This window comes from Ruegeria sp. HKCCA5426 (assembly GCF_013034585.1).
Lineage (GTDB): Bacteria > Pseudomonadota > Alphaproteobacteria > Rhodobacterales > Rhodobacteraceae > Ruegeria.
This window is the reverse complement of sequence record NZ_WQGH01000012.1, coordinates 1-24202: the sequence shown is the minus strand read 5'-3', so window position 1 is coordinate 24202 and position 24202 is coordinate 1. Positions and strand designations below refer to the sequence as shown.

At 57.4% G+C, this 24202-nt stretch carries 27 protein-coding genes; 14 read left to right on the top strand and 13 right to left on the bottom strand.

Going from position 1 to position 24202, the window contains the following annotated elements:
- The first annotated feature begins 109 nt into the window (after positions 1-109).
- From era to recO, 3 genes are all read left to right on the top strand, one after another.
- Positions 110-1018, top strand: a complete 909-nt coding sequence (era, locus tag GOV87_RS17325) for a GTPase Era (RefSeq protein WP_171126846.1) — start codon at positions 110-112, stop codon at positions 1016-1018.
- A complete protein-coding gene (locus tag GOV87_RS17320; protein WP_171125259.1) occupies positions 1015-1344 on the top strand; it encodes a DUF1491 family protein in 330 nt (109 codons plus the stop codon). The genes era and GOV87_RS17320 overlap by 4 nt, the downstream gene beginning before the upstream one ends.
- Positions 1345-1488: 144 nt before the next feature.
- Positions 1489-2214 (top strand): DNA repair protein RecO, encoded by a 726-nt coding sequence (gene recO, locus GOV87_RS17315; RefSeq protein WP_171126844.1) that lies wholly within the window; start codon positions 1489-1491, stop codon positions 2212-2214.
- Here recO and GOV87_RS17310 read toward each other — a convergent pair.
- From GOV87_RS17310 to GOV87_RS17300, 3 genes are all read right to left on the bottom strand, one after another.
- Positions 2198-2590 carry an META domain-containing protein gene (locus GOV87_RS17310; protein ID WP_171126842.1) on the bottom strand — a complete coding sequence of 131 codons (393 nt, stop codon included), beginning with the start codon at positions 2588-2590 and terminating at the stop codon, positions 2198-2200. The genes recO and GOV87_RS17310 overlap by 17 nt on opposite strands.
- 13 nt (positions 2591-2603) lie before the next feature.
- A complete protein-coding gene (locus GOV87_RS17305) occupies positions 2604-3158 on the bottom strand; it encodes a hypothetical protein (protein ID WP_171212610.1) in 555 nt (184 codons plus the stop codon).
- 170 nt (positions 3159-3328) lie between these two features.
- Positions 3329-5020 (bottom strand): acyl-CoA dehydrogenase family protein, encoded by a 1692-nt coding sequence (locus tag GOV87_RS17300; protein WP_171126839.1) that lies wholly within the window; start codon positions 5018-5020, stop codon positions 3329-3331.
- Positions 5021-5164: 144 nt separating this feature from the next.
- Here GOV87_RS17300 and GOV87_RS17295 point away from each other — a divergent pair, with 144 nt between their 5' ends.
- Entirely contained in the window at positions 5165-5929 is a 765-nt protein-coding gene (locus GOV87_RS17295) for a sulfite exporter TauE/SafE family protein (RefSeq protein WP_171125250.1), read from the top strand.
- Here GOV87_RS17295 and GOV87_RS17290 read toward each other — a convergent pair.
- The 3 genes from GOV87_RS17290 to GOV87_RS17280 form a co-directional block, all read right to left on the bottom strand.
- Positions 5926-6468 carry a hypothetical protein gene (locus GOV87_RS17290; protein ID WP_371808268.1) on the bottom strand — a complete coding sequence of 181 codons (543 nt, stop codon included), beginning with the start codon at positions 6466-6468 and terminating at the stop codon, positions 5926-5928. The genes GOV87_RS17295 and GOV87_RS17290 overlap by 4 nt on opposite strands.
- Before the next feature lie 33 nt (positions 6469-6501).
- Entirely contained in the window at positions 6502-6792 is a 291-nt protein-coding gene (locus GOV87_RS17285) for a hypothetical protein (protein WP_171212609.1), read from the bottom strand.
- 356 nt (positions 6793-7148) lie between these two features.
- The gene (locus GOV87_RS17280; protein ID WP_171125246.1) at positions 7149-8747 is read right to left on the bottom strand and encodes a phosphoenolpyruvate carboxykinase; all 1599 of its coding nucleotides are present in this window, start codon (positions 8745-8747) and stop codon (positions 7149-7151) included.
- Positions 8748-9091: 344 nt separating this feature from the next.
- Here GOV87_RS17280 and GOV87_RS17275 point away from each other — a divergent pair, with 344 nt between their 5' ends.
- Genes GOV87_RS17275 through GOV87_RS17245 form a run of 7 tightly spaced genes read left to right on the top strand, consistent with a single transcriptional unit; the run spans position 9092 to position 14514 of the window.
- Entirely contained in the window at positions 9092-9796 is a 705-nt protein-coding gene (locus GOV87_RS17275; RefSeq protein WP_171126837.1) for a response regulator transcription factor, read from the top strand.
- A gap of 33 nt (positions 9797-9829) precedes the next feature.
- Positions 9830-11548, top strand: a complete 1719-nt coding sequence (locus GOV87_RS17270) for a sensor histidine kinase (protein WP_171125240.1) — start codon at positions 9830-9832, stop codon at positions 11546-11548.
- Between the two features lie 2 nt (positions 11549-11550).
- Complete coding sequence (locus GOV87_RS17265) at positions 11551-12021, top strand: HPr kinase/phosphorylase (RefSeq protein ID WP_171212608.1); 471 nt, start codon at positions 11551-11553, stop codon at positions 12019-12021.
- Positions 12018-12899: an RNase adapter RapZ gene (rapZ, locus tag GOV87_RS17260; protein WP_171212607.1), complete on the top strand. Its 882-nt coding sequence runs from the start codon at positions 12018-12020 to the stop codon at positions 12897-12899. The genes GOV87_RS17265 and rapZ overlap by 4 nt, the downstream gene beginning before the upstream one ends.
- Entirely contained in the window at positions 12896-13303 is a 408-nt protein-coding gene (locus tag GOV87_RS17255) for a PTS sugar transporter subunit IIA (RefSeq protein WP_171212606.1), read from the top strand. Before rapZ ends, GOV87_RS17255 begins: the two co-directional genes overlap by 4 nt.
- A 2-nt stretch (positions 13304-13305) precedes the next feature.
- The gene (locus GOV87_RS17250; RefSeq protein WP_170428736.1) at positions 13306-13575 is read left to right on the top strand and encodes an HPr family phosphocarrier protein; all 270 of its coding nucleotides are present in this window, start codon (positions 13306-13308) and stop codon (positions 13573-13575) included.
- Positions 13576-13614: 39 nt separating this feature from the next.
- Entirely contained in the window at positions 13615-14514 is a 900-nt protein-coding gene (locus GOV87_RS17245; protein ID WP_171125232.1) for a lysophospholipid acyltransferase family protein, read from the top strand.
- Positions 14515-14588: 74 nt separating this feature from the next.
- Here the strand turns inward: GOV87_RS17245 and GOV87_RS17240 are convergent, their stop codons facing one another.
- Complete coding sequence (locus tag GOV87_RS17240) at positions 14589-15464, bottom strand: 3-hydroxybutyryl-CoA dehydrogenase (RefSeq protein ID WP_171212605.1); 876 nt, start codon at positions 15462-15464, stop codon at positions 14589-14591.
- Between the two features lie 153 nt (positions 15465-15617).
- Between GOV87_RS17240 and GOV87_RS17235 the strand changes: the two genes are divergently transcribed.
- Positions 15618-16448, top strand: coding sequence for a DUF6473 family protein (locus tag GOV87_RS17235; RefSeq protein WP_371813537.1), 831 nt, complete (start codon positions 15618-15620; stop codon positions 16446-16448).
- A 49-nt stretch (positions 16449-16497) separates the two neighbouring features.
- On the opposite strand, the gene GOV87_RS17230 is transcribed toward GOV87_RS17235, so the two are convergent.
- The 6 genes from GOV87_RS17230 to GOV87_RS17205 all read right to left on the bottom strand — a co-directional run bounded on the left by GOV87_RS17230 (position 16498) and on the right by GOV87_RS17205 (position 20794).
- Positions 16498-17427: an electron transfer flavoprotein subunit alpha/FixB family protein gene (locus GOV87_RS17230; protein WP_171126828.1), complete on the bottom strand. Its 930-nt coding sequence runs from the start codon at positions 17425-17427 to the stop codon at positions 16498-16500.
- Positions 17427-18185: an electron transfer flavoprotein subunit beta/FixA family protein gene (locus tag GOV87_RS17225; RefSeq protein ID WP_171212603.1), complete on the bottom strand. Its 759-nt coding sequence runs from the start codon at positions 18183-18185 to the stop codon at positions 17427-17429. The genes GOV87_RS17230 and GOV87_RS17225 overlap by 1 nt, the downstream gene beginning before the upstream one ends.
- Before the next feature lie 243 nt (positions 18186-18428).
- Positions 18429-19001, bottom strand: a complete 573-nt coding sequence (locus tag GOV87_RS17220) for a cob(I)yrinic acid a,c-diamide adenosyltransferase (protein ID WP_171212602.1) — start codon at positions 18999-19001, stop codon at positions 18429-18431.
- A complete protein-coding gene (locus tag GOV87_RS17215) occupies positions 19002-19205 on the bottom strand; it encodes a twin transmembrane helix small protein (protein WP_171125224.1) in 204 nt (67 codons plus the stop codon).
- An 80-nt stretch (positions 19206-19285) separates the two neighbouring features.
- The gene (locus GOV87_RS17210) at positions 19286-20113 is read right to left on the bottom strand and encodes an SDR family NAD(P)-dependent oxidoreductase (RefSeq protein WP_171125222.1); all 828 of its coding nucleotides are present in this window, start codon (positions 20111-20113) and stop codon (positions 19286-19288) included.
- A gap of 69 nt (positions 20114-20182) precedes the next feature.
- Positions 20183-20794: an SH3 domain-containing protein gene (locus tag GOV87_RS17205; protein ID WP_254447406.1), complete on the bottom strand. Its 612-nt coding sequence runs from the start codon at positions 20792-20794 to the stop codon at positions 20183-20185.
- 200 nt (positions 20795-20994) lie between these two features.
- On the opposite strand from GOV87_RS17205, the gene parC reads away from it, so the two are divergent.
- Positions 20995-23343 (top strand): DNA topoisomerase IV subunit A, encoded by a 2349-nt coding sequence (parC, locus tag GOV87_RS17200; protein WP_171135052.1) that lies wholly within the window; start codon positions 20995-20997, stop codon positions 23341-23343.
- Positions 23344-23440: 97 nt separating this feature from the next.
- A complete protein-coding gene (locus GOV87_RS17195) occupies positions 23441-24034 on the top strand; it encodes a hypothetical protein (protein WP_171126825.1) in 594 nt (197 codons plus the stop codon).
- Positions 24035-24202 lie beyond the last annotated feature (168 nt).

The window sequence follows — 24202 nt, the reverse complement described above, 5'->3', positions numbered from 1 at the left end:
GCAAGGGATCGCGGGGCGGTTGCGCATGGCTGTCTTGCAACAAATGCCTCTGGCCCATCGGCTCTTTCTGATATAGGGGTGCGCACTTGCAAACAGGATCGCAGCACACATGACCACACGCGCCGGATTTATCGCTCTGATCGGAGAGCCTAACGCAGGCAAATCCACCCTTCTGAACCGGATGGTCGGGGCCAAGGTTTCGATCGTGACGCATAAGGTTCAGACTACGCGCGCCCGTATTCGTGGCGTCGCGATGGAAGGGGATGCGCAGCTTGTGTTTGTGGACACACCCGGCCTGTTCAAACCACGTCGCCGACTGGATCGCGCGATGGTTGCCGCAGCGTGGGGCGGGGCGGCGGATGCTGATGTCGTTGTTCTGATGGTCGAGGCGCATCGCGGCATCACCGAAGGGGTCGAACGTATCCTGGAAGGGCTGGAAGAGATCGGGCAGGGCCGTACCATCGCATTGGCGATCAACAAGATCGACAAGGTGCCCAGTGAAAAGCTGCTGGCGCTGACCAGCGACCTGAACGCGCGCTATCCATTTGCTGATACCTTCATGATTTCGGCCGAGAAAGGCCACGGTGTCGATGACCTTCGCAAATGGTTGGCGGCTGAATTGCCCGAGGGCCCGTGGCTCTATCCCGAAGACCAAATTGCCGATCTGCCGCTGCGGATGATCGCAGCCGAAATGACGCGCGAGAAACTGACCCTGCGGCTGCATCAGGAATTGCCCTATCAGCTCACGGTCGAGACCGAGAATTGGGAAGAGCGCAAGGATGGCTCGGCCAAGATAGATCAGGTCATCTATGTCATGCGCGATGGCCACAAAGGGATCGTTTTGGGCAAGCGCGGCGAAACAATCAAAGCCGTCAGCCAAGCGGCCCGCGCCGAACTGGAAGAGTTTCTGGACCGTAAAATCCACCTGTTCCTGCAGGTAAAGGTCCGACCTAACTGGCTGGAAGAGTCCGAGCGCTATTCGGAAATGGGGCTGGATTTCAAAGACGGAAACGCATGACCCGTCTGACCGCAGATTTCTGGGTTCACGCCTATATCGCGCGGTTGCGGCTTCAGGATATCCCTGCATTTGTCGTGTCGCATGGCGACGATACGGCCGGTGCCGTCTTGGTCAAAATGAACACGCTGGATGGTCAGGCGGTGGCATACCAACGCAGCTTTGACTTGATGAGCGGTGAGCGTAAATGGGTGGAGCTGTCCGGTGGCGCGGAGGCAGACGTGGACCAAGCCATTCAACGCCAACGCAGTTTTGACCCTGATCTTTGGGTGATCGAGGTTGAAGATCGGCAAGGGCGGCACCTTTTGGGTGAGGACGGGCTGGAGTGATGGTCCGGCTCGGCGCGTAACAACTTGAGCCCAAACCATGGCGCAAAACGCCAAGACTTTGTGGCGCCTCGCATTTGATACCCTTGCACACTGCGCTGGCTTGGGATTTGCTGCGCTCAGTACAATCTGTCACGGGATCAAAACTTGGACTGGCGCGATCATGGCATCCTTCTGACCTCCCGCAGACATGGTGAGACCTCGGCGATCATCGAGGTCTTTACCGAAGCCCACGGCCGTCACGCCGGGGTTGTTCGGGGTGGGGCCAGCCGCAAGATTTCTCCGATCCTGCAACCGGGTGCGCAGTTGGATGTGCTTTGGCGGGCTCGGCTGGAAGAGCATCTTGGCACGTTTCAGGTTGAACCGTTGCGGTCCCGCGCAGCGGCGGCGTTTTCCGGTCGGTTGGCGCTGTCCGGGCTGAACGCGGTGGTGGCGTTGCTGTCCTTCAGCCTGCCCGAGCGTGAACCGCATCCGGGGGTTTACAAGCAAACCGAACAGTTGATGGACCTGCTGGGCCAAGATGAGATTTGGCCACTGGCTTATCTGCGGTGGGAACTGGCGTTGCTTGAGGAATTGGGCTTTGGCCTCGACTTTTCAGCCTGTGCTGTGACCGGCGCGACCGAGGGGTTGATTTTTGTCTCGCCGAAAACCGGACGAGCGGTCAGCAAGCAGGGCGCGGGGGAATGGGCGGACAGGCTGTTGCCTTTGCCCCTCTGCCTGAAGGGCGAAGGCACAGCCCCGGATTCAGAAATCGCGCAGGGTCTGCGGACCACTGGCTACTTTCTGGAGCATCATCTGGCCCCATCGCTTGGTCACAACCCACTGCCCGAGGCCCGAGCCCGTTTCATTGATCAGTTCACTCGGCGGCTTTGAACACCATTTCGTGCCCGTCGTCATTGCGCAGGATCAGGACATCGCCGGATACTTCGGACTGGGTCATGGCCAGTAGCGCCGCAAAGTAGAACCCTTCGGCTTCAAGACCGGCGCAGGCCGCGCGTGTGGCCGTCAGGTCGGCGATTTCGAACCAAGGGTAGGGCGCGTTCAGCGTACCGCTGTAGCTGTTGCAGGGGGCATTGCCTGCGATCTTGCCTTCTTCGGGGAAACTCAGCAGGGCGCTTGCCGGAAAGCGTTCACCATCGATTTCCTGCAGTACCCAGGTCTGATCCGCCGCGCCATAGGCGGCCACGGTTTCGTCCTTGTCGCATTGCAGTAGCGCCAGCAGAGGAAAAGCAAAGACGAGGCGTATCATGCTGGTATCCTTATCAATACGGTATCGCGCCGTTCAGCAGTTCTTCCCGAACCTCGCTACGAGGCCGCCAGTTATAACGAGTGTCTTCGCGCACAGGGGCCCAGAAAAGCGCCCCACTGTTCCGCCAAGGGTCGAGAATGACACCGTCATACATCGAGGCACCTTTGGCGCTGATCAGGGCCGAGTGATGGATGATGCGAAACGATGTTGGTGGTGACGTGGCCCAATGCACGTCCAGTGTCCGAAAATTTTCCTGCCGTAGGCGTGTGGACATGGCTTCGGCCCAGTCATTGCACAACCCTCGTTCCCGAAACCCGTTAATGACCTTTGCATTGTGAATGATCGCCGGGTCCGTAACATTCCAGTCCCGCGCTAATTGCTGCGAATATGTGTATGAAATGCGGGCAGCCCTTTGCGCCTCGGCAGGGTCGACACGCGGGTCGAGGTCCGTGATAGCCGCGGCAAGCGCGTCAATGTCGTCTTGACCAGCGCTAGGTTGCGTGGTCGTGCAGCCGCCAAGCGCAAGGGTCAGGACGGTCGCGCAAAGTACCAATAAAGATCGGATCATTCTGATTTTCGCATTTGGAACTGTTTGTATGTTTTGGCTGCTCTATCGTCGTTTTGAGTGAATTCATAGAACGAACTGACAGATCAGCCAAAAGCGCACGCACCTGCTGACAAAAAAGACCCGGCGCGAACGCCGGGTCAAGTTGGGGAAACGGGGTTGCCGTAATCAGGTTAGCCCAGCAGACGCCGAGCGATCACTTGTGCCTGAATTTCAGCAGCCCCCTCAAAAATGTTTAGAATGCGTGCGTCACACAGAACGCGACTGATCTTGTATTCCAGTGCAAAACCGTTGCCGCCATGAATCTGCAAACCGTTATCAGCGGCGGCCCAAGCAACACGAGCCCCCAACAGCTTGGCCATGCCAGCCTCAAGGTCGCATCGCTGGCCGTGGTCTTTTTCCCATGCGCTGAAATAGGTCAACTGACGCGCGATCATGATTTCGACCGCCATCATCGCCAGCTTGCCCGAGACACGCGGGAAATTAATCAGCGATTTGCCAAATTGCTTGCGTTCCTGCGCATATTGCATGGCGATATCCAGCGCGCTTTGCGCCACGCCAATGGCCCGTGCGGCGGTTTGGATGCGGGCGGATTCGAAAGTCTCCATCAGTTGTTTGAAGCCTTTACCCTCTTCGCCGCCAAGCAGGTTTTCACCTTTAACTTTGAAGCCGTCAAAACCCAGCTCGTATTCTTTCATGCCGCGATAACCCAGAACCTCGATCTCACCGCCGGTCATGCCTTCGGTGGGGAAGGGGTTCTCATCCGTGCCCGGCGTTTTTTCCGCCAGGAACATCGACAGGCCACGGTGGTCGGTGGTGTCAGGGTTGGTGCGGGCCAGCAGGGTCATCACATGGGTGCGTGCGGCATGGGTGATCCATGTCTTGTTTCCGGTGACCTCGTAATCGCCATCCCCGGTCTTGGTTGCGCGGGTGCGTAGGCTACCAAGATCCGAGCCGGTGTTGGGTTCGGTGAAAACAGCCGTGGGCAGGATCTCGGCGCTGGCGATTTTGGGAAGCCATTGGGCCTTTTGCTCGTCCGTGCCGCCTGCGATGATCAACTCAGCCGCAATCTCGGACCGCGTGCCCAGTGAACCGACGCCAATATAACCGCGCGACAGTTCCTCGGACACCACGCACATCGAGGCTTTGGACAGGCCAAATCCGCCGAATTCTTCGGGGATGGTCAGGCCAAAGACGCCCATCTCGGCCAGTTCCTCGATGATCTCGATCGGGATCAGTTCATCCTTGAGATGCCAGTCATGAGCGTTCGGTTCGACTTTTTCCTGTGCGTAACGGCGGAACTGGTCGCGGATCATTTCCAGTTCTTCTTCCAAACCCGAAGCGCCAAACATGGTCGCACCGGCCTGATCTTCCATCAGGGCCACCAGACGTGTGCGGGCGGCCTGAGAGTTCGCCTGCGCCATCAGCGTCTGCACTTCGGAGCTTTGGAAGCCCGACAGCGCGTCCCAGCCAAGGCCCATATCCTGCAGGCGCACGACCTCACCCTGGTTCATCGGAATGCCGCCGGCGACCTGATGCAGATATTCGCCAAAGGCGATCTGGTGCAGCAATTGTTCGATTTCGCCAAATTTGCCATCGGCGTCCAACGCCTCGGCCCAGCGTTGCATTTGTTGCAGGGATTGCTGGTACGTCGCAAGCCATGCCAGCCCATGTGCTGCGGTTTGGTTGGCTTCGATCAACGCACCAGATACACGACCGTCCTTGGTTACCATTGCCCGGACCGACTCGCGCGCGCGTTCAAACACTGCTTCGACAGCGGGCACCGCAACGCGGGTCAAAGTCAGAAGGTCGGGCAAAATCGCGGATGTTGTCATCTGGGTCATATCCTGTCCGTCATGGGCCATGAATCACGTCCTTTTCTGGGTCGTATGGTCTTACCATGCTGCACGTGCAGCGCAACAAAAATACGAATTACGCTGCGAAAAAGTTCAAAAATTGCTTGATCATTTTTGCAATGCAGAGAATTTCAGGGATGCTATCACAGTGCCATGACGTTGTTTTCCGCTTTCACTTCGCAGGAGTTGCTGCTTGCCTTCGGCGTCGCTTTCTTGGCCGGTTGGATCAAAGGCATGGTTGGGTTTGCGATGCCAATGGTGTTGGTATCCGGGCTAAGTATGATCCTGTCGCCTAATCTTGCCATTGCCGGTCTGATATTGCCGACAATTGTGACGAATGGCTTTCAGGCGCTTCGAGAGGGGGTACCCGCAGCCATTGACGCCATCCGGAAATTTCGGGTTTTTCTAAGCGTCGGATTGGTGTTCCTGCTTCTGGGCGCGCAACTGGTCAGCATTGTCCCGGAAAAGACGTTTGTGTTGATTATCGGCATTCCGGTGACGTTCTTCGCCTTGATTCAGATGTTGGGCTTGAAGCTGACGCTTGAAAAATCCTCAGCCCGGATCGAGGCCAGTATCGGATCAATCGCCGGGTTTGTCGGCGGTTTGTCAGGGGTCTGGGGGCCGCCCACCGTTCTCTACCTGACTGCGCTGAACACGCCGAAGGCTGTACAGATGCGGGTTCAAGGCGTGATCTATAGCCTGGGTGCCGTGGCTTTGTTGGTGGCGCATCTGGGTTCGGGCATCTTCAATGCCCAGACTGCTCCGTTCTCGGCAGTTTTGATTTTGCCTGCGCTGATCGGCATGTGGGTTGGGCTGCAGTTGCAATCACGTATTGATCAGGCGCGGTTCCGAAAGGTCACGTTGCTGGTCTTGCTGATTGCCGGACTGAATCTGCTGCGGCGCGGCATTCTGGGTTAGGGGCGGCTATCCGCAATGCGGAATGCGAAATACAGTCCCAGCATAAGGAAGAACAGGCCCGAGATATCACCGATAAGATAAGCGACGTATTCAACGCGCGCGCTGCCGAAGGCCAAGTTGGTCAGCCCGGCGACAAGGAATGAGGTAATGACGCCGACCCCCATGATGCAGGACCAGCAGGGTTTGCGGTCGGCGCGCGGGAACAAATCCCAGCCCACCCATTTCAAAAGGTAGAATACTGCCGGAACAGTGGTTACGGCAATTGCGATAGCCATGAGGCGGCTGGGCAGGAATACGTCAGAGCCACCAAGAAACGCGAACACAATAAAGACGCCCGGAAGTAAGGCGTAGATCGAACGCCAGCCAAGCAACCACGCTGCCAGAACGCGCACACCGTGCGGCAGAAACAAAAGGCTGGCGCGGCTGGGGTATTCCGGAAAGAAAACATTCTGCAGCGGCATCAGAACCTCAAACGTAAGGAAAGATGCCACCACATAAGCCAGCGAAGCGTAGAAAGTGTCAGAGGCCCATTTGTGCACGGCGATCAACCACCATCGTGCAGGCAGAAGCCATCATCTGGGTGCATGAACGATATACCGACCCCGGTTCGCGCTGCCACTTTGCGAAAGATAGCCCTTCTGCACCAGCGATTTCAGCGCGCGGAAAAATGTGGGGCGTGAAACACTTTGAACCAGTATATGTTCGATCAGACCAAATGTGCGAACTTCCTGATCGGCCTTCGAAAGTTCTTCCGCAGCGTAATAGATATCGCGTTCCACCGGAGACAGTTGTTCAAGCCCCAGCGTGCGTTCCATGCTTTGCATCAGCTTACGTAGTTCGGTCAGTTTCGAGATTTCCGTCATGGTCTTACCTGTTCCTTGCCTGTGTCATCCGCCGTGCAATTTCAGCGGGTGGAAACGAGCCGATTATTCAGCAAGTCTCGTATTGACACTCATCCCCTAATTTCTAAACTTACTTTCGATTGGGTTGCTCAGTTCGCGTGTTGTGAGTGCACGCTTGAGCCACCGCTAGGTTTTTTCACTTTCCGCCCGGTGCCAAAGCGCCGGGCTTTTTCGTCACAATGACACTTAGCGATACCGTAATCCTCGAATCCGGGCAACGAATTTGTATGCGCTTTTGGCGTTATTCAACCCTGACGAGATGACGATTTAGTGAGTCGCGCAAAAAGAAAAGGGGGCGAAAATCGCCCCCTGTCTGATTATCCGATTGCGACGGCTTTTATGTCCTCGTCGATGAACGGTAAGTACTGTTCAAAATTCTCGGCGAACATTTGCACCAGTTTCTCGGCCTGTTTGTCAAAGGCGGCCTGATCGTCCCAGGTGCGGCGCGGATCCAGCAGAACCTCGGCCACGCCGGGAACGGAAACTGGCACATCAAAGCCGAAATTGGCGTCCTTACGGAACTCGGCATCGCGCAGCGACCCGTCCAGAGCAGCGGTCAGCAAGGCACGGGTGGCACGGATGGGCATCCGGCTACCAACGCCATAGGCACCGCCGGTCCAGCCGGTGTTGACCAGCCAGCAGGTCGCGCCGTGCTGGGCGATCTTGTCCCGCAACAGGTTGCCGTACTCTTCCGGGCGGCGCGGCATGAACGGTGCGCCGAAACAGGTCGAGAAGGTCGGCTGAGGCTCGGTGATGCCGCGCTCTGTCCCGGCAACCTTTGACGTGAAGCCAGACAGGAAGTGATACATCGCCTGCGCTGGGGTCAGCCGCGCAATCGGAGGCAGCACGCCAAACGCATCACAGGTCAGCATGATGATGTTCTTGGGATGGCCACCCAGCGCGCTGCTGGATGCGTTCGAGATGTACTCCAACGGATAGGCGCAGCGCATGTTTGCGGTCAGCGAGTCATCCTCGAAGTCCAGTTCCTTGGTTTCGGGGTCGAATACCATGTTCTCGATCACGGTACCGAACTTGCTGGTGGTCGCGTAGATTTCCGGCTCGGCCTCGGGGTTCAGGCTGATCGTCTTAGCATAGCAGCCACCTTCGAAGTTAAAGGTGCCGCGATCCGACCAGCCATGTTCGTCATCCCCGATCAGGGTGCGGGCCGGGTCAGCGGACAGGGTGGTCTTACCGGTGCCCGACAGGCCAAAGAAAACCGCGGTGTCGACCGGGTTACCAACAGCATGGTTGGCCGAGCAATGCATCGGCATGACGCCTTTTTCCGGCAGCATATAGTTCAACAGGGTAAAGACAGACTTCTTGTTCTCGCCCGCATATTCAGTGCCGCCGATCAGGATCAGCTTGCGGTCGAAGTTCATCGCGATCACGGTCTCGGACCGGCAGCCATGCTTGGTCGGGTCGGCTTGGAAGCTGGGGCAGTTGATGACAGTGAAATCTGCGGTGAACTCGTCCAGATCCTCACGATCGGGACGGCGCAGCAGGTGACGGATGAACAGGTTGTGCCAGGCCAACTCGGTGACCATGCGCACATTGATCGAATAGGCCGGGTCTGCCCCGCCGACGAGGTCCTGCACGAAATAGTCGCGGCCTTTCATGTGGGCCAGCATGTCTTCGTACAGTGCGTCGAACCCTTCGGGGCTCATTTCCGCGTTGTTTTCCCACCAGATTGAATCGGCAACGCTGTCGGTCTTGACGACATGCTTGTCCTTGGGCGACCGGCCGGTGAACTTGCCGGTGGTGACCAGAAAGGCACCGCCATTGCCCAAAGTGCCTTCTTCACGCTTCAGAGCCTCTTCGATCAGCGCCGGTTCCATGAAGTTATAATAGACATTGCCCAGACCCTCGATGCCCTGATCTTCGAGGCGGAATTGCGGGTTAACCCGTCCAGATGTCATGTGTGTCTTCTCCTGTGGCGGCGCGAAGGCTTTGGCCAGGTGCGCTCTTGGGGCAAATTGCCGGATCGTTCCGGCGGACAGGCGCGTCTTATCACGGTCATTTGGGGCATGAACAGGACGGTTTGGCGCAGTTAGCGCAACCAAGGTCAGGTTTAGCGCCATCACAAATTTCCTGTCGGAAATCATGGCGCTTTTCCGGCAACATTAACGGCTTTTTTGCCGCAACTGTGTGACAACAAACGCACGATTCGCAGATACGGATTGATTCGCGGCCTTAAAAACGCCAGAAATACCTTACTAATAACGATATAAAGCATGAGTGAGCAGGAATAGGGGCAAACCCGATGTCAAAGATTGCACTGGTGGACGACGACAGAAACATTCTGACGTCCGTGTCCATGACGCTTGAGGCCGAAGGCTTCGAGGTCGAAACGTACAACGACGGACAGGCTGCGTTGGACGCATTTAACAAGAAACTGCCGGACATGGCCGTTCTGGATATCAAGATGCCGCGCATGGACGGCATGGATTTGTTGCAGCGCCTGCGGCAGAAAACCCAGATGCCGGTGATCTTTCTGACCTCGAAAGATGACGAAATCGACGAAGTGCTCGGCCTGCGCATGGGGGCTGACGACTACGTCAAGAAACCCTTCTCGCAGCGTCTGTTGGTCGAACGTATTCGCGCGCTGCTGCGGCGGCAGGAAGCGACTTCGGGTGATGTTGCAACGGCCAGCACGGGCGATGCCAAGGTCATGGAACGGGGTGAGCTGCGGATGGACCCGCTGCGTCACGCGGTCAGTTGGAAAGGTACGGACGTATCCCTGACGGTGACTGAATTCTTGTTGTTGCAAGCCCTTGCGCAACGCCCCGGTTTTGTCAAAAGCCGTGATCAACTGATGGACGTCGCTTACGACGATCAGGTGTATGTAGACGACCGTACGATTGACAGCCATATCAAGCGTCTGCGCAAGAAAATGCGCGCCGCTGATTCAGAGTTTTCGGCCATCGAAACTCTGTACGGGATAGGCTACCGGTACAACGAAGAATAAGATTGACCGCTTAACAAAGGGTAGTTGGGCCTCGTGCGCGATACGGAACAAGCCAGCGAATTGCGGGACGGTGATGTGGTTCTGGGCGATGACTGGGTCATCCCTCAGGATCCTGACTCGGCCGAACTGGGGGCATCGCGCCGCAGTCGGAACCTATTTTCGCTGCGCGGGTCGCCGCTGGCCCGCAAAATCATCACCTTTAACCTGATTGCTCTGGTTATTCTGGTCACCGGACTGCTCTATCTGGATGACTCACGGGACGAACAGGTAAAGCAGACCGCGAGCAATCTGATGGGCGACGCCCAGTTGGTCAGCAACGTGTTCGAGGCGCAGTTGCGCCAGAATTCTGCCGCTCATTCTCTTAGCACGGCCGAGCTTGATGTTAAGGACACTCTTGCCGGATTGAGCCTTCCGGTCGGCGGCGAAGTTTTTGTTTACGATGCGGCGGGAACTCTGATCGGCTGGACCCGGGGGGGGGCAACAAGCGCTCCCATGCCCATTCTTCTAAGGTCAGAAGCCGAAGTTCAGACCGGCAGCACCCTGATCAGCGATGCGCTGAACGCCGTCTGGAAAGGCCTGTCCAAGATATTCACCAACGCCAACCCGGATGAGGCACCGACGCTTGCACAGCGCGTGCAGTCCCTGATCCCAACCGCGCTGCAAGGACAGATGCAGGTGCAGGCCGTAAAAGATGCAGCAGGCGAAACAGTAATCGTTGCCGCCTCGCCCATTTCATTAGAGGGGTCGCCTGTCGGCGCTGTTGCGATGGCCGGACCTGCCGGTGAAATCGACGCGTTGGCCCGGCGCGAGCAAGAGCGCATTTTGCAGATGTTCGTGGTTGCGCTTTTGGTTTCAATCGGCCTGAGCCTTGTTCTGGCGTCGACAATTGCGAACCCTTTGGCGGACTTGGCCGCCGCCGCCGAGTCGGGCAAAGACCGCGGCGCGGGGGTAAATCCGGGACGAATTCGCATTCCCGACCTGAGTGCACGCCCCGATGAAATCGGTCGCCTCAGTCGGGCGCTGCGGGGCATGGTGAACGCGCTATACAACCGGATCGATTCGAACGAACAGTTCGCCGCCGATGTTTCGCATGAAATCAAGAACCCCTTGGCCAGCCTGCAATCCGCCGTTGGTACGCTGCGCATGGTCAAACGGGAAGATCAGCGTGAAAAACTGTTGAGCGTGATTGAACATGATGTCCGTCGGTTGGACCGTCTGGTCAGCGATATATCGAACGCGTCACGCCTGGATGCGGAACTGGTCAAAGAAGAAGAACAGCTCTTCGATCTGCTGAAACTGCTAGGCAATATCAGCCAGTATCTGGGAGAAGAGGCGCGGAGCAAAGGCGTGGATTACATCACCGATCTGCCGTCTCAGCCGATCGAAATAAACGGGCTTGAGGCGCGCTTGGCGCAGGTGTTCGTCAACCTGATCACAAATGCGATCTCGTTCTGCGAAAGCGGTGATGCCATTCGCGTTTGGGTGCGTCGCCGTGAAAACCGCGTTCTGATCGTCGTCGAAGACACCGGGCCCGGCATCCCGGAACAGGCGCTGACCAAGGTTTTCAAACGCTTCTATTCACAGCGCCCGGTGGAACATTTCGGCAATAACTCGGGCCTTGGGCTTGCGATCTCAAAACAGATCGTCGAGGCGCATGGCGGCGTGATCTGGGCCGAAAACATTCGCCCGACAGAGGCCGACGTCACGTCCGATCCACTTGGTGCGCGCTTTGTCGTGGGTCTGCCCGTGTAGTCATGAGCGGTCGGGCCCTCGCAGACGTCGCGCATCAGAACACTGCCATTATACATGCCACATGTGTTGCCCTCGACGGGCGGGGTCTGTTGATCCTTGGTACCGCTGGGGCAGGAAAATCGGCCCTTGCGCTGCGGATGATGGCTTTGGGGGCAGAGTTGGTTGCAGATGACAGGGTCGTTTTGACCATGGAAGCTGAAAAAGTCCTAGTCGATGCTCCCCTAGCGATCCGCGGGTTGATTGAGGCGCGCGGCGTCGGCTTGTTGCGTGCGCAATCGGTCGGGCCAGTAAACCTGAGCTATGTTGTTGATCTGGACCAAACAGAGACAGCCCGCTTGCCAGACGTAACGGAAATCCGTGCCCTGAGGCAAACTGTTCCCTTGCTACGCGGCGCGGGTGTCCCCAATTTGGCATCAGCTTTGATGCAATTACTTAAAATGGGGCGTGTAGACCCTGAATGGCCCAGCACATGACAACTCAGCGGCGCATCGTTATGGTAACGGGACCTTCGGGCGCTGGCAGATCAACGGCGATCCGCGTTCTCGAAGACCTTGGTTTTGAGGCTATCGACAACCTTCCGATGGGGCTCTTGCTGCGCCTGCTTGAAGGACCCGCAACCGACCGTCCCATGGCGTTGGGAATAGACGCGCGGAACCGCGATTTCTCGACGATCGGGTTCATTGAACTGATCGCCAAAGTTCAACGCATGGACCATTTCGACATTTCAACCCTGTATCTCGACTGCGACGACGAAGTCTTGGTGCGCCGCTTTTCCGAAACCCGACGACGCCACCCTGTCGCGTCAGATTCAAGTCCCGAAACCGGCGTTCGCCAGGAAAAAGAACTACTCGCCCCGATCCGTGAGATTGCGGACACGTTGATCGACACCAGCCCGCTGAACGTTCACCAGTTGCGCGAAGAGGTCGAGCGCTGGTTCGCGCCGCAAGGTGGACGCCATCTGGCGGTATCTATCGAGTCTTTTTCGTATAAGCGCGGTTTGCCGCGTGGATTGGATATGGTGTTTGACTGCCGGTTTCTCGCCAATCCGTACTGGCGCCCGGAACTTCGCGCCGAAGATGGTCGAAACCCGGATGTGGCGCGCTATGTTCAGTCTGACGCGAATTATGCACCGTTTTTTGACCGTGTTGTCGATTTGCTTGAACTCCTGTTGCCGGCCTATCGCGCCGAAGGCAAAGCGCACCTTTCGGTGGCCTTTGGGTGCACCGGAGGACAGCACAGATCCGTTGCTACCGCCGAGGCGGTCGCAAAGGCCCTTGCAGAGCAGGGGCAGCAAGTGGCAATTAGGCACCGCGAAATGGAACGTCGATCGTTGAATGTGAGGTCGGATTGATCGGGATCGTACTTGTTGCACATGGTGGGTTGGCTCAGGAGTACCTGGCCGCAATGCAGCATGTGGTCGGAAAACAGCCCGGCTTGGCCGCGATCTCGATCGAAGCGGATCACGATCGCGATGCCAAGCAGAATGAAATCTGTGTCGCCGCAGACAGTGTAGATGTGGGTGACGGTGTTGTCGTTGTAACCGATCTGTTTGGTGGCAGCCCATCGAACCTAAGCTTGCGCGCCTGCGCCCCGCAGGATCGACGTATCCTTTACGGTGCAAATCTGCCTATGTTGATTAAACTGGCCAAATCCCGCCACTTGCCAATCGGCGACGCCGTGCGGCAGGCGATGGAGGCTGGACGCAAGTATATCAATACGCAAAATGTGACGTTGGACGAAGACCGGATTGATTAAGAATGACGAACCGAAGCTTGAAAATAATCAATGAAAAGGGCTTACACGCCCGTGCCTCGGCAAAGCTGGTTGAGGTGGTCGAAGGTTTCGACGCCCAGGCCGAAGTGTCAAAAGACGGGCTTTCTGCGTCAGGTGACAGCATAATGGGTCTTTTGATGTTGGCAGCATCGCGCGGAACGACTATTGACGTCGAGACGTCCGGACCGGATGCTGAGGCGTTGGCTGATGCGCTGGAAACCTTGGTGAACGACAAGTTCGGGGAAGGGTTCTGACGGCGCCTGCTGCGACATCAAGAACGGGAAGACCAGGAATTGGCGGAAACGACGCACGAGACCAAGACAGGCCCGGTTGTGGATGGGACCGAGGACCAGGGCGAAATCTACGATCGTAGAACCCTGACCTACGCAAACTCTTTCGACGATGCCTGGACTTCAACAGCTATCCGCGCCATCGAATGGTGTACGGGCAAGCTGACCATTTTGCGTATGGTCAACAAATTCGAGAAGAAGAACGAATACTATCGCGGCCAACGGTTCTGGGGCGGCGCGCTTGAGGTTATGGGTATCAACCTGACCACGCCTCAGGAACAGATTGCCCGCATCCCGAAAACCGGCCCGGTTGTCGTGGTTGCCAATCACCCCCACGGAATGGTCGACGGCATGATTCTGGCCGAACTGATCGGGCAGGTACGCAGTGACTATCGTATCCTGACCCGCTCTGTTCTGACTGGTCTGGACGAGGCCGCGACGTCGTTCATGATCCCTGTCCCCTTCCCACATGATCCGGAAGCACAGGCCAAAATGCTTGAAATGCGCGGCAAGGCGATGGAGCACCTGAAAAATGGCGGAGTGGTCGCCTTGTTTCCGTCTGGCGTGGTGATGTCGTCTGATGACTGGTTCGGCCCCGCGATCGAGCGCGAGTGGAACGTGTTTACGGCCAAGATGATTCGCCGATCGGGCGCGCAAGTCGTTCCTATCTTCTTTCCCGGCAGAAACTCGCGGGCATACCAGATCGCCAACAAAATGTCCGCGATTCTGCGCCAAGGCCTGCTGCTGCACGAGATCGTTCGGTCCTGCAACAAACCTCAGTCACCGGTAATCGGTGATCCGATCTCAGAAGAAGACATGCAACTGCTCGAGCGCGACCCACGCGGCTTCATGGCTTGGCTCCGCAAGCACACATTGGGACTTGGTGAGTCGCTTAAACCCTGATCCGTCTCTTCATCTGGCCAAAAATATCCCGGGGGTGAGGCCGGATGAAATCCGGGCGAGGGGGCTGGCCCCCTCTACCGGGTCGGGACAGGCACTTCGCCTCTATAGTCATAAAAACCGCGCTGTGTCTTTCGCCCTAACCACCCGGCCTCGACATATTTAGTCAACAAAGGGCACGGGCGGTATTTGGTGTCGGCCAATCCGTCATGAAGGACATTCATGATCGCCAGGCACGTGTCCAAACCGATGAAATCCGCCAGCTCAAGCGGACCCATCGGATGGTTTGCGCCCAGTTTCATTGATTGGTCGATGGATTGAACATTCCCGACGCCCTCATACAGGGTATAAACAGCTTCGTTTATCATCGGCATCAGAATGCGGTTCACGATAAAGGCCGGGAAGTCCTCGGCGCTGGCTGCAGTTTTACCAAGCCGGTCCACGACGGTTTTGCAGGCGCTGAATGTCTCTTCGTCGGTGGCAATTCCTCGAATCAACTCAACCAACTGCATGACCGGAACCGGGTTCATGAAGTGGAACCCCATAAAGCGTTCGGGTCGGTCTGTTCGACTTGCCAGCCGCGTAATGGAAATCGACGACGTGTTTGATGTCAGGATCGTATGTGGCTGCAAATGGGGCTGAAGATCTTCGAAGATCGCCTGTTTGATCGCCTCGCGTTCTGTGGCGGCCTCGATCACAAGGTCGGTCTGGCCCAGCTCGGGCAATTCAAGCGTGGTCTTGATGCGCTTCAGCGCGGCCTGCATTGCGTCGTCCGAGATTTTTCCACGCGATGCTTGTCGCGCCATATTCCCTTCGATCGTTGTTATTGCGCTGTTAAGTGCGTCTTCGCTGACGTCATTCAGCAAAACGTCGTAATCGGCCAGGGCAAGAACATGGGCAATGCCGTTCCCCATCTGACCTGCGCCAATCACTCCGACCGATTTTACATCCATATTCAGGTGCCTTTGTGCCACGGGTTATGGCGACAGTATCGGCAGTTTGGGGCAGGCGGCAAGAGGATCAAGCATCTGGATTTTGCTTCAAATGCGCACATTAGGAAATTCTCAAGATTTGCGGCTGCATGATGGCACCCGGGTGAAAAATGGGTGAGTGGTACGAGCTATCATCAAACAGGCTCGGGGGGACCCGAGGATGCCGTGTGCCAATATGATGGATCGCGGTTATGGTTTCGTGGGCCGCAGCGATCTTTGGATACGCCTTACATGGCATGTGTCGGCGGGACCGAAACCTTTGGGCGCTTTGTCGAACGTCCTTTTCCCTCGATTCTCGAGGGAAAACTAGACCGCAGGTGCCTGAACTTGGGCAGCCTTTTCTGTGGCGTGGACGCACTGTTGCGGGACACTGGCCTGCGATCTTTGCTAAGCGGTGCAGAGATGTGTGTCCTGCAGGCTCCGGACATTCTGGGGCAATCAAACCGTTTTTACAAAGTGCATCCCCGGCGAAATGACCGGTTCCTTGCACCTACCGATGATTTGTGTTCGCTTTACCCTGAGATCGACTTCACGGACGTGCATTTCGTGCATCACCTTGTGTCGCTGTTGAAGGGACATCAGGACGCGCGGTTTGAGGTGGTTGCTGAAGACCTGCGTAAGAATTGGGTCGGGTTGCTGCGAGAACTGTTTAACTCTCTGAAAGCACCTGTGATCCTCTTGAACCTGGATGTCCGGCGGCAGTCCGATGAATGTGAATTTGGTACAGATGCCCAGGTTCCTGTTTCAGCAGAAATGCTAGGGGCTGTCCGCCCCTATTGTCTTGATGTTGTGGACCTGTTCGTTAACGTTTCTGGCCAATCTGAAGAATTGGAAGATATGTTGTTTGGAACATTGCAGCAGCCGATGGCCGAGCACATGATCGGCCCGGCTGCACATAGGAAAATTGCCGAGACCCTTTCGCGTCGTATTTGGGACCTACAATGAAAAAAGGCCCGCCGTTTGGCGGGCCTTTTATTCAAAGCGAAGCGTGGGCTTAGCCGAGTTTCTCGGTCAGTTCCGGCACCGCTTGGAACAGGTCGGCAACCAGACCAAAGTCAGCAACCTGGAAGATCGGCGCTTCTTCGTCTTTGTTGATCGCAACGATGACCTTCGAGTCCTTCATGCCCGCCAAGTGCTGGATCGCGCCCGAGATGCCGACAGCGACATACAGGTCCGGTGCAACAACCTTACCGGTCTGACCCACCTGCCAGTCGTTCGGAGCATAGCCCGAGTCCACGGCGGCGCGCGACGCGCCAACAGCGGCGCCCAGCTTGTCGGCCAGGGTTTCGATCAGTTTGAAGTCCTCTTCCGAGCCGACACCACGGCCGCCCGAAACAACAACGCCAGCCGAGGTCAGCTCGGGGCGATCGCTTTCGGCAACCTTGTCTTCAACCCACGAGGACAGACCAGCGTCAGCACCGACCGAGATGGTCTCAACCGCAGCCGAACCGCCTTCGCCCGCCGCGTCAAAGGACGCGGTGCGGAAGGTGACGACTTTCTTAGCGTCGTTCGACTTGACGGTCTGGATCGCGTTGCCCGCATAGATAGGACGCTCGAAGGTCGAGCCGTCAACCACGCCGGACGCATCCGAGATCACCATCACGTCCAGCAGCGCCGCAACGCGCGGCATCACGTTCTTGGCATCGGTGGTGGCGGGGGCAACGATATGCTCGTATCCGTCGGCCAGACCAGCAATCAGGGCCGCAGTCGACTCCGCCAGGCGGTGACCCAGCGACTCGTCTTCAGCGACCAGAACCTTGGAAACGCCGTCGATCTTCGCAGCGGCTTCACCAGCAGCAGCGGCAGAGCCACCTGCGGCCAGAACGGTCACGTCGCCCAGTGCCTTCGCGGCATTGACGGCTTTGGCGGTGGCGTCCAGCGCCAGTTCACCATTGTTGACTTCGGCGAGAAGAAGAACAGCCATTACACAGCCCCCGCTTCTTTGAGTTTCGCAACCAGCTCGTCAACCGAGCCTACGACGATACCAGCGGCACGTGCCGGCGGCTCTTCGGTTTTGACGATTTCCAGACGGGGCGAGACGTCGACGCCGTAATCGGCGGCAGATTTCTCGTCCAGCGGCTTTTTCTTCGCCTTCATGATGTTGGGCAGCGACGCATAGCGCGGCTCGTTCAGGCGCAGGTCAACGGTCACGATGGTCGGCATCTTGACGCTGATGGTCTGCAGGCCGCCGTCAACCTCACGGGTGATCTTGGCGGTGTCGCCTTCGATGTCTACTTCGGACGCGAAGGTGCCTTGGCTCCAGCCCAGCAGGGCCGACAGCATCTGACCGGTGGCGTTCATGTCGTTGTCGATCGACTGTTTGCCCGCCAGAACCAGACCGGGCTGCTCTTCCTCGACCACTTTGGCCAGGATTTTCGCAACGGCCAGAGGCTCGATATCCTGATGAACGTCATCGGCTGCTACAACCAGAATGGCGCGGTCAGCGCCCATGGCCAGAGCGGTGCGCAGCGTTTCCTGCGCCTGCTTGACGCCGATCGAAACGGCAACGACTTCGTCGGCCTTGCCCGCTTCTTTCAGGCGGATCGCCTCTTCCACGGCAATCTCGTCGAACGGGTTCATCGACATTTTGACATTGGCGAGATCGACACCGCTACCGTCCGCTTTCACGCGGACCTTCACATTATAGTCAATCACGCGTTTGACAGGCACGAGTACCTTCATTTTGCGCTTTCTCCTTACAAATCCGGTAAGCCGCGAAGCGACTCCACCAATGCTCTCGGGGGTCTGAATAGCGTTTCAATTCGAATGGCAACAGAGCAAAATCGTCACGTCATGGTCTTGGGACGTCGCGTTTCGTATTTTTTGACGCTACGGCGCGCAATATTATTGCTGCGTCATTAAGGGGTTCAGTGGCTGGGCCCTCTCTTCTGGCCCGGCCATTGTCACCAAGACACTGTGCCGCATTCAGCGGTTCGCGCCCGGAACCCACAACACGTCCCGCGTACCGTTTTCATTGGCGCAGCGGGCAGCAACGAAGAACCAGTCGCTGAGACGGTTGAGGTATTTCACCGCGACCTCGTTGACGGGCTCCATATTCGTCAGCTCAACCGCCAGTCGTTCAGCCCTGCGGGACACGGTGCGGCAGACATGCAGATGAGCCGCCAGGCGTGAGCCACCCGGCAGGATGAAACTGCGCAACGGCTCAAGTGTTTCGTTCATCACGTCAATTTCAGCCTCGAGGCGGTCAATTTGAGCGGGTACGACTCGCAGGGGGGGATAATCCGCCTCGGCGTCTTTTTCCATTTCGGGGCGGCAGAAATCAGCGCCCAGATCGAACAGGTCGTTCTGGATACGCGACAGCGCAGCCTCAACTTCGCCCTCGGCCTCGGTGCGGGCGACGCCGACAAAGGAATTCAGCTCATCCACTGTGCCATAGGCGGCCACGCGGCCCGAATATTTCGCGACGCGTTCGCCATTACCCAACGCGGTTTTTCCGTCATCGCCGGTGCGCGTGTAGATTTTGTTGAGAACGACCATCTATTGAACCCCCTGTCCACGGAGCCAGACGTAGAGCACGATCAAAACCACGGCAATGAATTGAAACAGGATGCGAAGTCGCATCATCTTGTTGCTTTTCATTGCGGCTTCCTTGCCGCTTTTGCCGAAATTCGAGATGCCGATCGCCAGCACCACAACAACAGCAGCCATGGCCAACAGTAGAACGACCATCAGAAGGTCCATGAGTACACCGTCCGCGTTACTTGTTTCGTTGGGCTATCATCTAGCCTCTGACGTGCAAAAAGCGAACGGGTAATTTCGCCTCAGACGTCCGACAGGATGCGGTCGATTGTGCGCGTGGGCAGGATCCGTCGCAGCCACCCGGCGATATAGGTCGGCGTGGTGACATAGTAGCGGGCGCGCGGGCGTTTGGATTCCACGGCATGTGCCAGCTTGTCGGTCACCGCCGATGCCGGCAGCTCGAACCGGTCGGGCCCTGAGGATTCGTACAGTCTTTTCAACAACGAGGCTTCGTATCGGTCGCGCAGGGCCGAGTCTTGCCAATTGATGAAACGCTCGAAAACCGGGATCGAGTTTTCGCGGATTTTGGAGGTGATAGGGCCGGGTTCGATCAGGATAACCTTGATGTCTGTGTCGGCTAGCTCCAACCGCAATGTGTCGGTCAATCCTTCGACCGCATATTTGGTTGCCACATAAGCGCCCCGCCAAGGATATGCGACCAGACCGAGAACAGACGAGTTTTGAACGATTCGCCCGTGCCCCTGCGCGCGCATGACGGGGATGACCTGCCGCGTGAGGTCGTGCCAGCCAAAGAAATTGGCCTCGAAGATCGCGCGCAGGCCATCTGTTGGCAGGTCTTCCACCGCACCGGGAAGACCATGCGCGCCATTATTGAACAATGCGTCGAGCGTGCCGCCTGTCTTATCCAGAACATCCTGCAGGCCGGACGTGATGCTGTCACTGTCGGTATAGTCGATACGGGGGCTTTCGAAACCCTGCGCCCTCAGACGGTCGCAGTCACGTTGCTGCCGACATGAGGCAAATACGCGCCAGCCGCGCGCCCGCATACCATGCGCCGCGTCCAGCCCAATCCCCGAAGAGCAGCCGGTGATAAGAATTGTCTTCTGCATGGCCTTCCTGCCTCTCGCCTTGCACCAAAGCTATGGCGGGGCAGGGGGCAGGACAATGTCAGCGCCGCGTCAATCTGCGGTTTTTCTGACCAGAGATGCGGAAATCCATCCGACCTGTTGCTCGGGCAACACGCGCAACCTTAGCCAGCCGGTGCCTGAATCGCTGAGGACTTCAACCTTTTGGCCGATGGATGCTTTGCCGATGACAGGATAGATCGTCCCCGGACCGTCGCGCATGTTTACCCGCGTTCCCCAGATCTCGCGGATGTCCTTTTGTGGTTCTTCGTAAGCTGATGGTTCCAACACCTCTTCGGGCTGGGTTTCAGCGATCTGGCGCAACCCGGTTATGCCGTCTTCGAGGGACGCCAAGGTGATGTTGGCGCTTTGATCGGCAAAAGCCGACAGGCCCGAGAATGTCTCAAGGCTGGCGGGTTCCGGCAGGATTTCCACGATCTCTTCTTTCGCCAAGATCGGCTTCACCCGTACGGTTGGCGTACGCAGGGCGACATTGGTCACCAATTGCTCGGCGCGAGTGTGTTGCAATGGCACAGGTTCGGGCGCAACGGCCACGCGCTCGGGTTGGGCGGTGCGCAGTCCGCGCGGCTCAAAATCAGGGCCGCCGCTCATGACGTAAAAACACCATCCGAGCGCGGCAAAAGTAACAAGAACAAGGCGCGACATGGCGCATCCCCCGGTAATCGAAAAAGGTAAAATAGGCAGCAGTTCAATTAAAGAGAGCCTACCATAATTCACGATCGGAGTCGAAAGATTGGGGGAAATCCTAAGCTTGCCTCCCCCTGTTGCAAAAAGCGCCACTTGTCCCCAGCAAAATGCGCGCTGGTTGCTTTACCGCGGCGCGCTTGCGTCGTATCACATCATATATGAACGACACGATCGACGACCCCAACATGGAGGCCCCCGATGGCGGGGGCGAGGTAGCTGAACCGCTGCGCCGAGCGATTGGCGAACGCTATCTGACTTATGCTTTGTCGACCATCATGCACCGGGCCTTACCGGATGCGCGCGATGGTCTGAAGCCGGTTCACCGGCGAATCCTTTATGCCATGCGTGAGCTGCGACTCAGCGCGACGGGGGGATTCCGTAAGTCGGCCAAGATTTCCGGCGACGTGATGGGCAACTATCACCCCCATGGCGATGCCGCGATTTATGACGCGATGGCGCGTCTGGCGCAGGACTTCAACGTACGCTACCCACTTGTCGACGGGCAGGGGAATTTCGGCAATATCGATGGCGATAACCCGGCCGCCTCGCGGTACACCGAGGCGCGGATGACTATCGTGGCCGAGGCGCTGCTTGAGGGGCTGAACGAAGACGCTGTCGATTTCCGCGACAACTATGACGGTACGCTGACTGAACCCGTCGTGCTGCCCGCACAGTTCCCGAACCTGCTGGCCAATGGCGCTAGCGGTATTGCGGTGGGGATGGCGACGAACATTCCTCCGCACAATATCTCAGAGCTGTGCGATGCCTGCCTGCATCTGATCAAAACGCCGGATGCGCGTGACGACACATTGTTGAACTACGTGCCCGGCCCCGACTTTCCGACAGGTGGCGTGATCGTCGAACCACCTGAGAACATCGCGCAGGCCTATCGCACCGGGCGCGGGTCGTTCCGCCTGCGCTGTAAGTTCGAGGTTGAAGATCTGGGCCGTGGCCAGTGGCAGATCGTTGTCACCGAGATTCCCTATCAGGTTCAGAAATCCAAGCTGATCGAGAAGATCGCGGAACTGATCCAGACCAAGAAAATCCCGATCCTCGGCGATGTACGCGACGAATCTGCCGATGACATCCGCCTGATCCTTGAGCCGCGTTCCAAGAACGTGGACCCTGAGGTGTTGATGGGAATGCTTTATCGCAATTCGGACCTTGAGGTGCGGTTTAGCCTTAACATGAACGTGTTGATCGACGGCGTGACGCCCAAGGTCTGCTCGATGAAAGAGGTGCTGCGCGCTTTCCTCGATCACCGGCAAGAAGTTCTGCTGCGTCGTTCGCGTCACCGCATGGCGAAGATCGACCACCGTTTGGAGGTCTTGGAGGGCTTTATCGTTGCCTTCCTGAACCTTGATCGTGTGATTGACATCATCCGCTACGACGACGACCCCAAAGCCGCGCTGATGCGCGAGGATTGGGGCATCGACCATGTCCGGGCTACTGATGAGTCCGACTATGTCTCGCCCAAACCGGGCGAGGGCGAGTTGTCCGAGGTTCAGGTCGACGCGATCCTCAACATGCGTTTGCGCAGCTTGCGCCGTCTGGAAGAGATGGAGCTGGTCCGCGAGCGCGATGAACTGATGTTGGAACGCGCCAACCTCGAAGACCTGCTGGCCGATCCCGCCCTGCAATGGGCCAAGATCGCCGAGCAGTTGAAAGAGACCAAAAAGACCTTCGGCAAAGACTACGAAGGCGGTGCGCGCCGCACCCAATTTGCCGAAGCCGGGAATGTCGAAGAAGTACCGCTTGAGGCGATGATCGACAAGGAACCGATCACGGTTGTGTGCTCTCAGATGGGGTGGATTCGCGCCATGACGGGTCACATTGACCTGAAGCGTGAGCTCAAGTTCAAGGATGGCGACGGCCCGCGCTTTATCTTCCATGCTGAAACCACCGACCGTCTGCTGGTTTTTGCATCGAACGGGCGTTTCTACACGGTCAGTGCGGCCAACCTGCCCGGCGGGCGGGGTATGGGCGAGCCGCTGCGCCTGATGGTGGACTTGCCGAACGAGGCGCAGATTATCGACATCATGATCCATAAGCCGGGGCGCAAGCTGCTGGTGGCCTCGGATGCTGGCAACGGTTTCATGGTGCCAGAGGATGATGTTCTAGCCCAGACCCGCAACGGCAAACAGGTGCTGAACGTCAAGGGCGACGAAACCGCGATGATCTGCAAGCCAGTTGAGGGCGACCATGTGGCTGTGGTGTCCCAGAACGGTAAGTTTCTTGTGTTTCCCGTCGAAGAGCTGCCCGAAATGGGGCGCGGCAAAGGTGTACGTTTGCAAAAATACAATATGGCGCGCGGACGGCAGGGAACACTTGAGCTGGATGGGGGGCTGTCGGACCTCACGACCTTTGATTGGGCAGAGGGGCTCAAATGGTCCATGGGCGGGGACAAAACACGGCATGAGGCCGATATGTCCCAGTGGCTTGCGAAACGCGCCAGCGTTGGGAAAAAGCCGCCATATGGCTTCCCGCGCGACTATAAATTCTCGTGATCGCGCCGCCGCGACAGTCAAATTCCGTCGATGTAGCTTGGCACAAGCCCGGTTGGTGCGCTAAGTCAAAGAAAAACAGGCCTATCGAGACGAGATCATGTTACGCATTCTAACCTTGATAACCGGATTGACCCTGCTGGGCGCATGCGCGCAAACGCAGCTATACGAAGAGCCCGAGTCGCTGGGGGAATTCAAGCTTCGCGTGAACTACGCCTTTGCTGAAAAGGCTGTGCAGGGTCCCGTTTCCCGCGATGCCACGCCGGATGAATGGACAGCAGCGATTCAGAACGCCGTGGATGTCCGCCTAGGCCGGTATGAGGGCGCGCAGGAATACGACATCGGTATCAGTCTCGAAGGATACATGCTGGCCCCGCCGGGTATTCCGGTCATCTACAACCCCAAAAGCACGGCGATTGTTTTGGTCAACGTCTACGACGTGAAGAACAAGGAATTCCTGGCCAAGGGAAAACAGTTTCAGGTTCTGGAAGATACGACCGGTGAAAGTGCCCTGACCGGGTCAGGAAATACACGCACCAGAGAAGAACAGATGAGCGGTCTGGCCCTGAAGGTTGCGGACCGAGTCGAAGAGTGGTTGGCCGAAGAACATGAAGAGAACGGCTGGTTCCAGCGCCGCCCTGACCTGATACAACCTCTCGATTCCGGCGAGCTGACGCAAAATCCGGCATCATGAACGGGTTTTAACGCAGGATGTGCTTGATTTTCCCCTGCGAACCAAATATCTCGCGCGCGCAGATGTAACCACGGGACCAAGGGTCCCCCAAATCGCAAAAGGGCGCCTGAGGAATGGCAAAGGAAAAGTTTGAGCGTACAAAACCGCACGTCAACATCGGCACGATTG

Bases quoted from the DNA above. Each gene is read 5' to 3' on its own strand.
- era (WP_171126846.1), top strand. From the start codon at position 110: ATGACCACACGCGCCGGATTTATCGCTCTGATCGGAGAGCCTAACGCA.
- GOV87_RS17320 (WP_171125259.1), top strand. From the start codon at position 1,015: ATGACCCGTCTGACCGCAGATTTCTGGGTTCACGCCTATATCGCGCGG.
- GOV87_RS17310 (WP_171126842.1), bottom strand. From the start codon at position 2,590: ATGATACGCCTCGTCTTTGCTTTTCCTCTGCTGGCGCTACTGCAATGC.
- GOV87_RS17305 (WP_171212610.1), bottom strand. From the start codon at position 3,158: ATGATCCGATCTTTATTGGTACTTTGCGCGACCGTCCTGACCCTTGCG.
- GOV87_RS17300 (WP_171126839.1), bottom strand. From the start codon at position 5,020: ATGGCCCATGACGGACAGGATATGACCCAGATGACAACATCCGCGATT.
- GOV87_RS17295 (WP_171125250.1), top strand. From the start codon at position 5,165: ATGACGTTGTTTTCCGCTTTCACTTCGCAGGAGTTGCTGCTTGCCTTC.
- GOV87_RS17285 (WP_171212609.1), bottom strand. From the start codon at position 6,792: ATGACGGAAATCTCGAAACTGACCGAACTACGTAAGCTGATGCAAAGC.
- GOV87_RS17280 (WP_171125246.1), bottom strand. From the start codon at position 8,747: ATGACATCTGGACGGGTTAACCCGCAATTCCGCCTCGAAGATCAGGGC.
- GOV87_RS17275 (WP_171126837.1), top strand. From the start codon at position 9,092: ATGTCAAAGATTGCACTGGTGGACGACGACAGAAACATTCTGACGTCC.
- GOV87_RS17265 (WP_171212608.1), top strand. From the start codon at position 11,551: ATGAGCGGTCGGGCCCTCGCAGACGTCGCGCATCAGAACACTGCCATT.
- rapZ (WP_171212607.1), top strand. From the start codon at position 12,018: ATGACAACTCAGCGGCGCATCGTTATGGTAACGGGACCTTCGGGCGCT.
- GOV87_RS17250 (WP_170428736.1), top strand. From the start codon at position 13,306: ATGACGAACCGAAGCTTGAAAATAATCAATGAAAAGGGCTTACACGCC.
- GOV87_RS17240 (WP_171212605.1), bottom strand. From the start codon at position 15,464: ATGGATGTAAAATCGGTCGGAGTGATTGGCGCAGGTCAGATGGGGAAC.
- GOV87_RS17230 (WP_171126828.1), bottom strand. From the start codon at position 17,427: ATGGCTGTTCTTCTTCTCGCCGAAGTCAACAATGGTGAACTGGCGCTG.
- GOV87_RS17225 (WP_171212603.1), bottom strand. From the start codon at position 18,185: ATGAAGGTACTCGTGCCTGTCAAACGCGTGATTGACTATAATGTGAAG.
- GOV87_RS17220 (WP_171212602.1), bottom strand. From the start codon at position 19,001: ATGGTCGTTCTCAACAAAATCTACACGCGCACCGGCGATGACGGAAAA.
- GOV87_RS17215 (WP_171125224.1), bottom strand. From the start codon at position 19,205: ATGGACCTTCTGATGGTCGTTCTACTGTTGGCCATGGCTGCTGTTGTT.
- GOV87_RS17210 (WP_171125222.1), bottom strand. From the start codon at position 20,113: ATGCAGAAGACAATTCTTATCACCGGCTGCTCTTCGGGGATTGGGCTG.
- GOV87_RS17205 (WP_254447406.1), bottom strand. From the start codon at position 20,794: ATGTCGCGCCTTGTTCTTGTTACTTTTGCCGCGCTCGGATGGTGTTTT.
- parC (WP_171135052.1), top strand. From the start codon at position 20,995: ATGAACGACACGATCGACGACCCCAACATGGAGGCCCCCGATGGCGGG.
- GOV87_RS17195 (WP_171126825.1), top strand. From the start codon at position 23,441: ATGTTACGCATTCTAACCTTGATAACCGGATTGACCCTGCTGGGCGCA.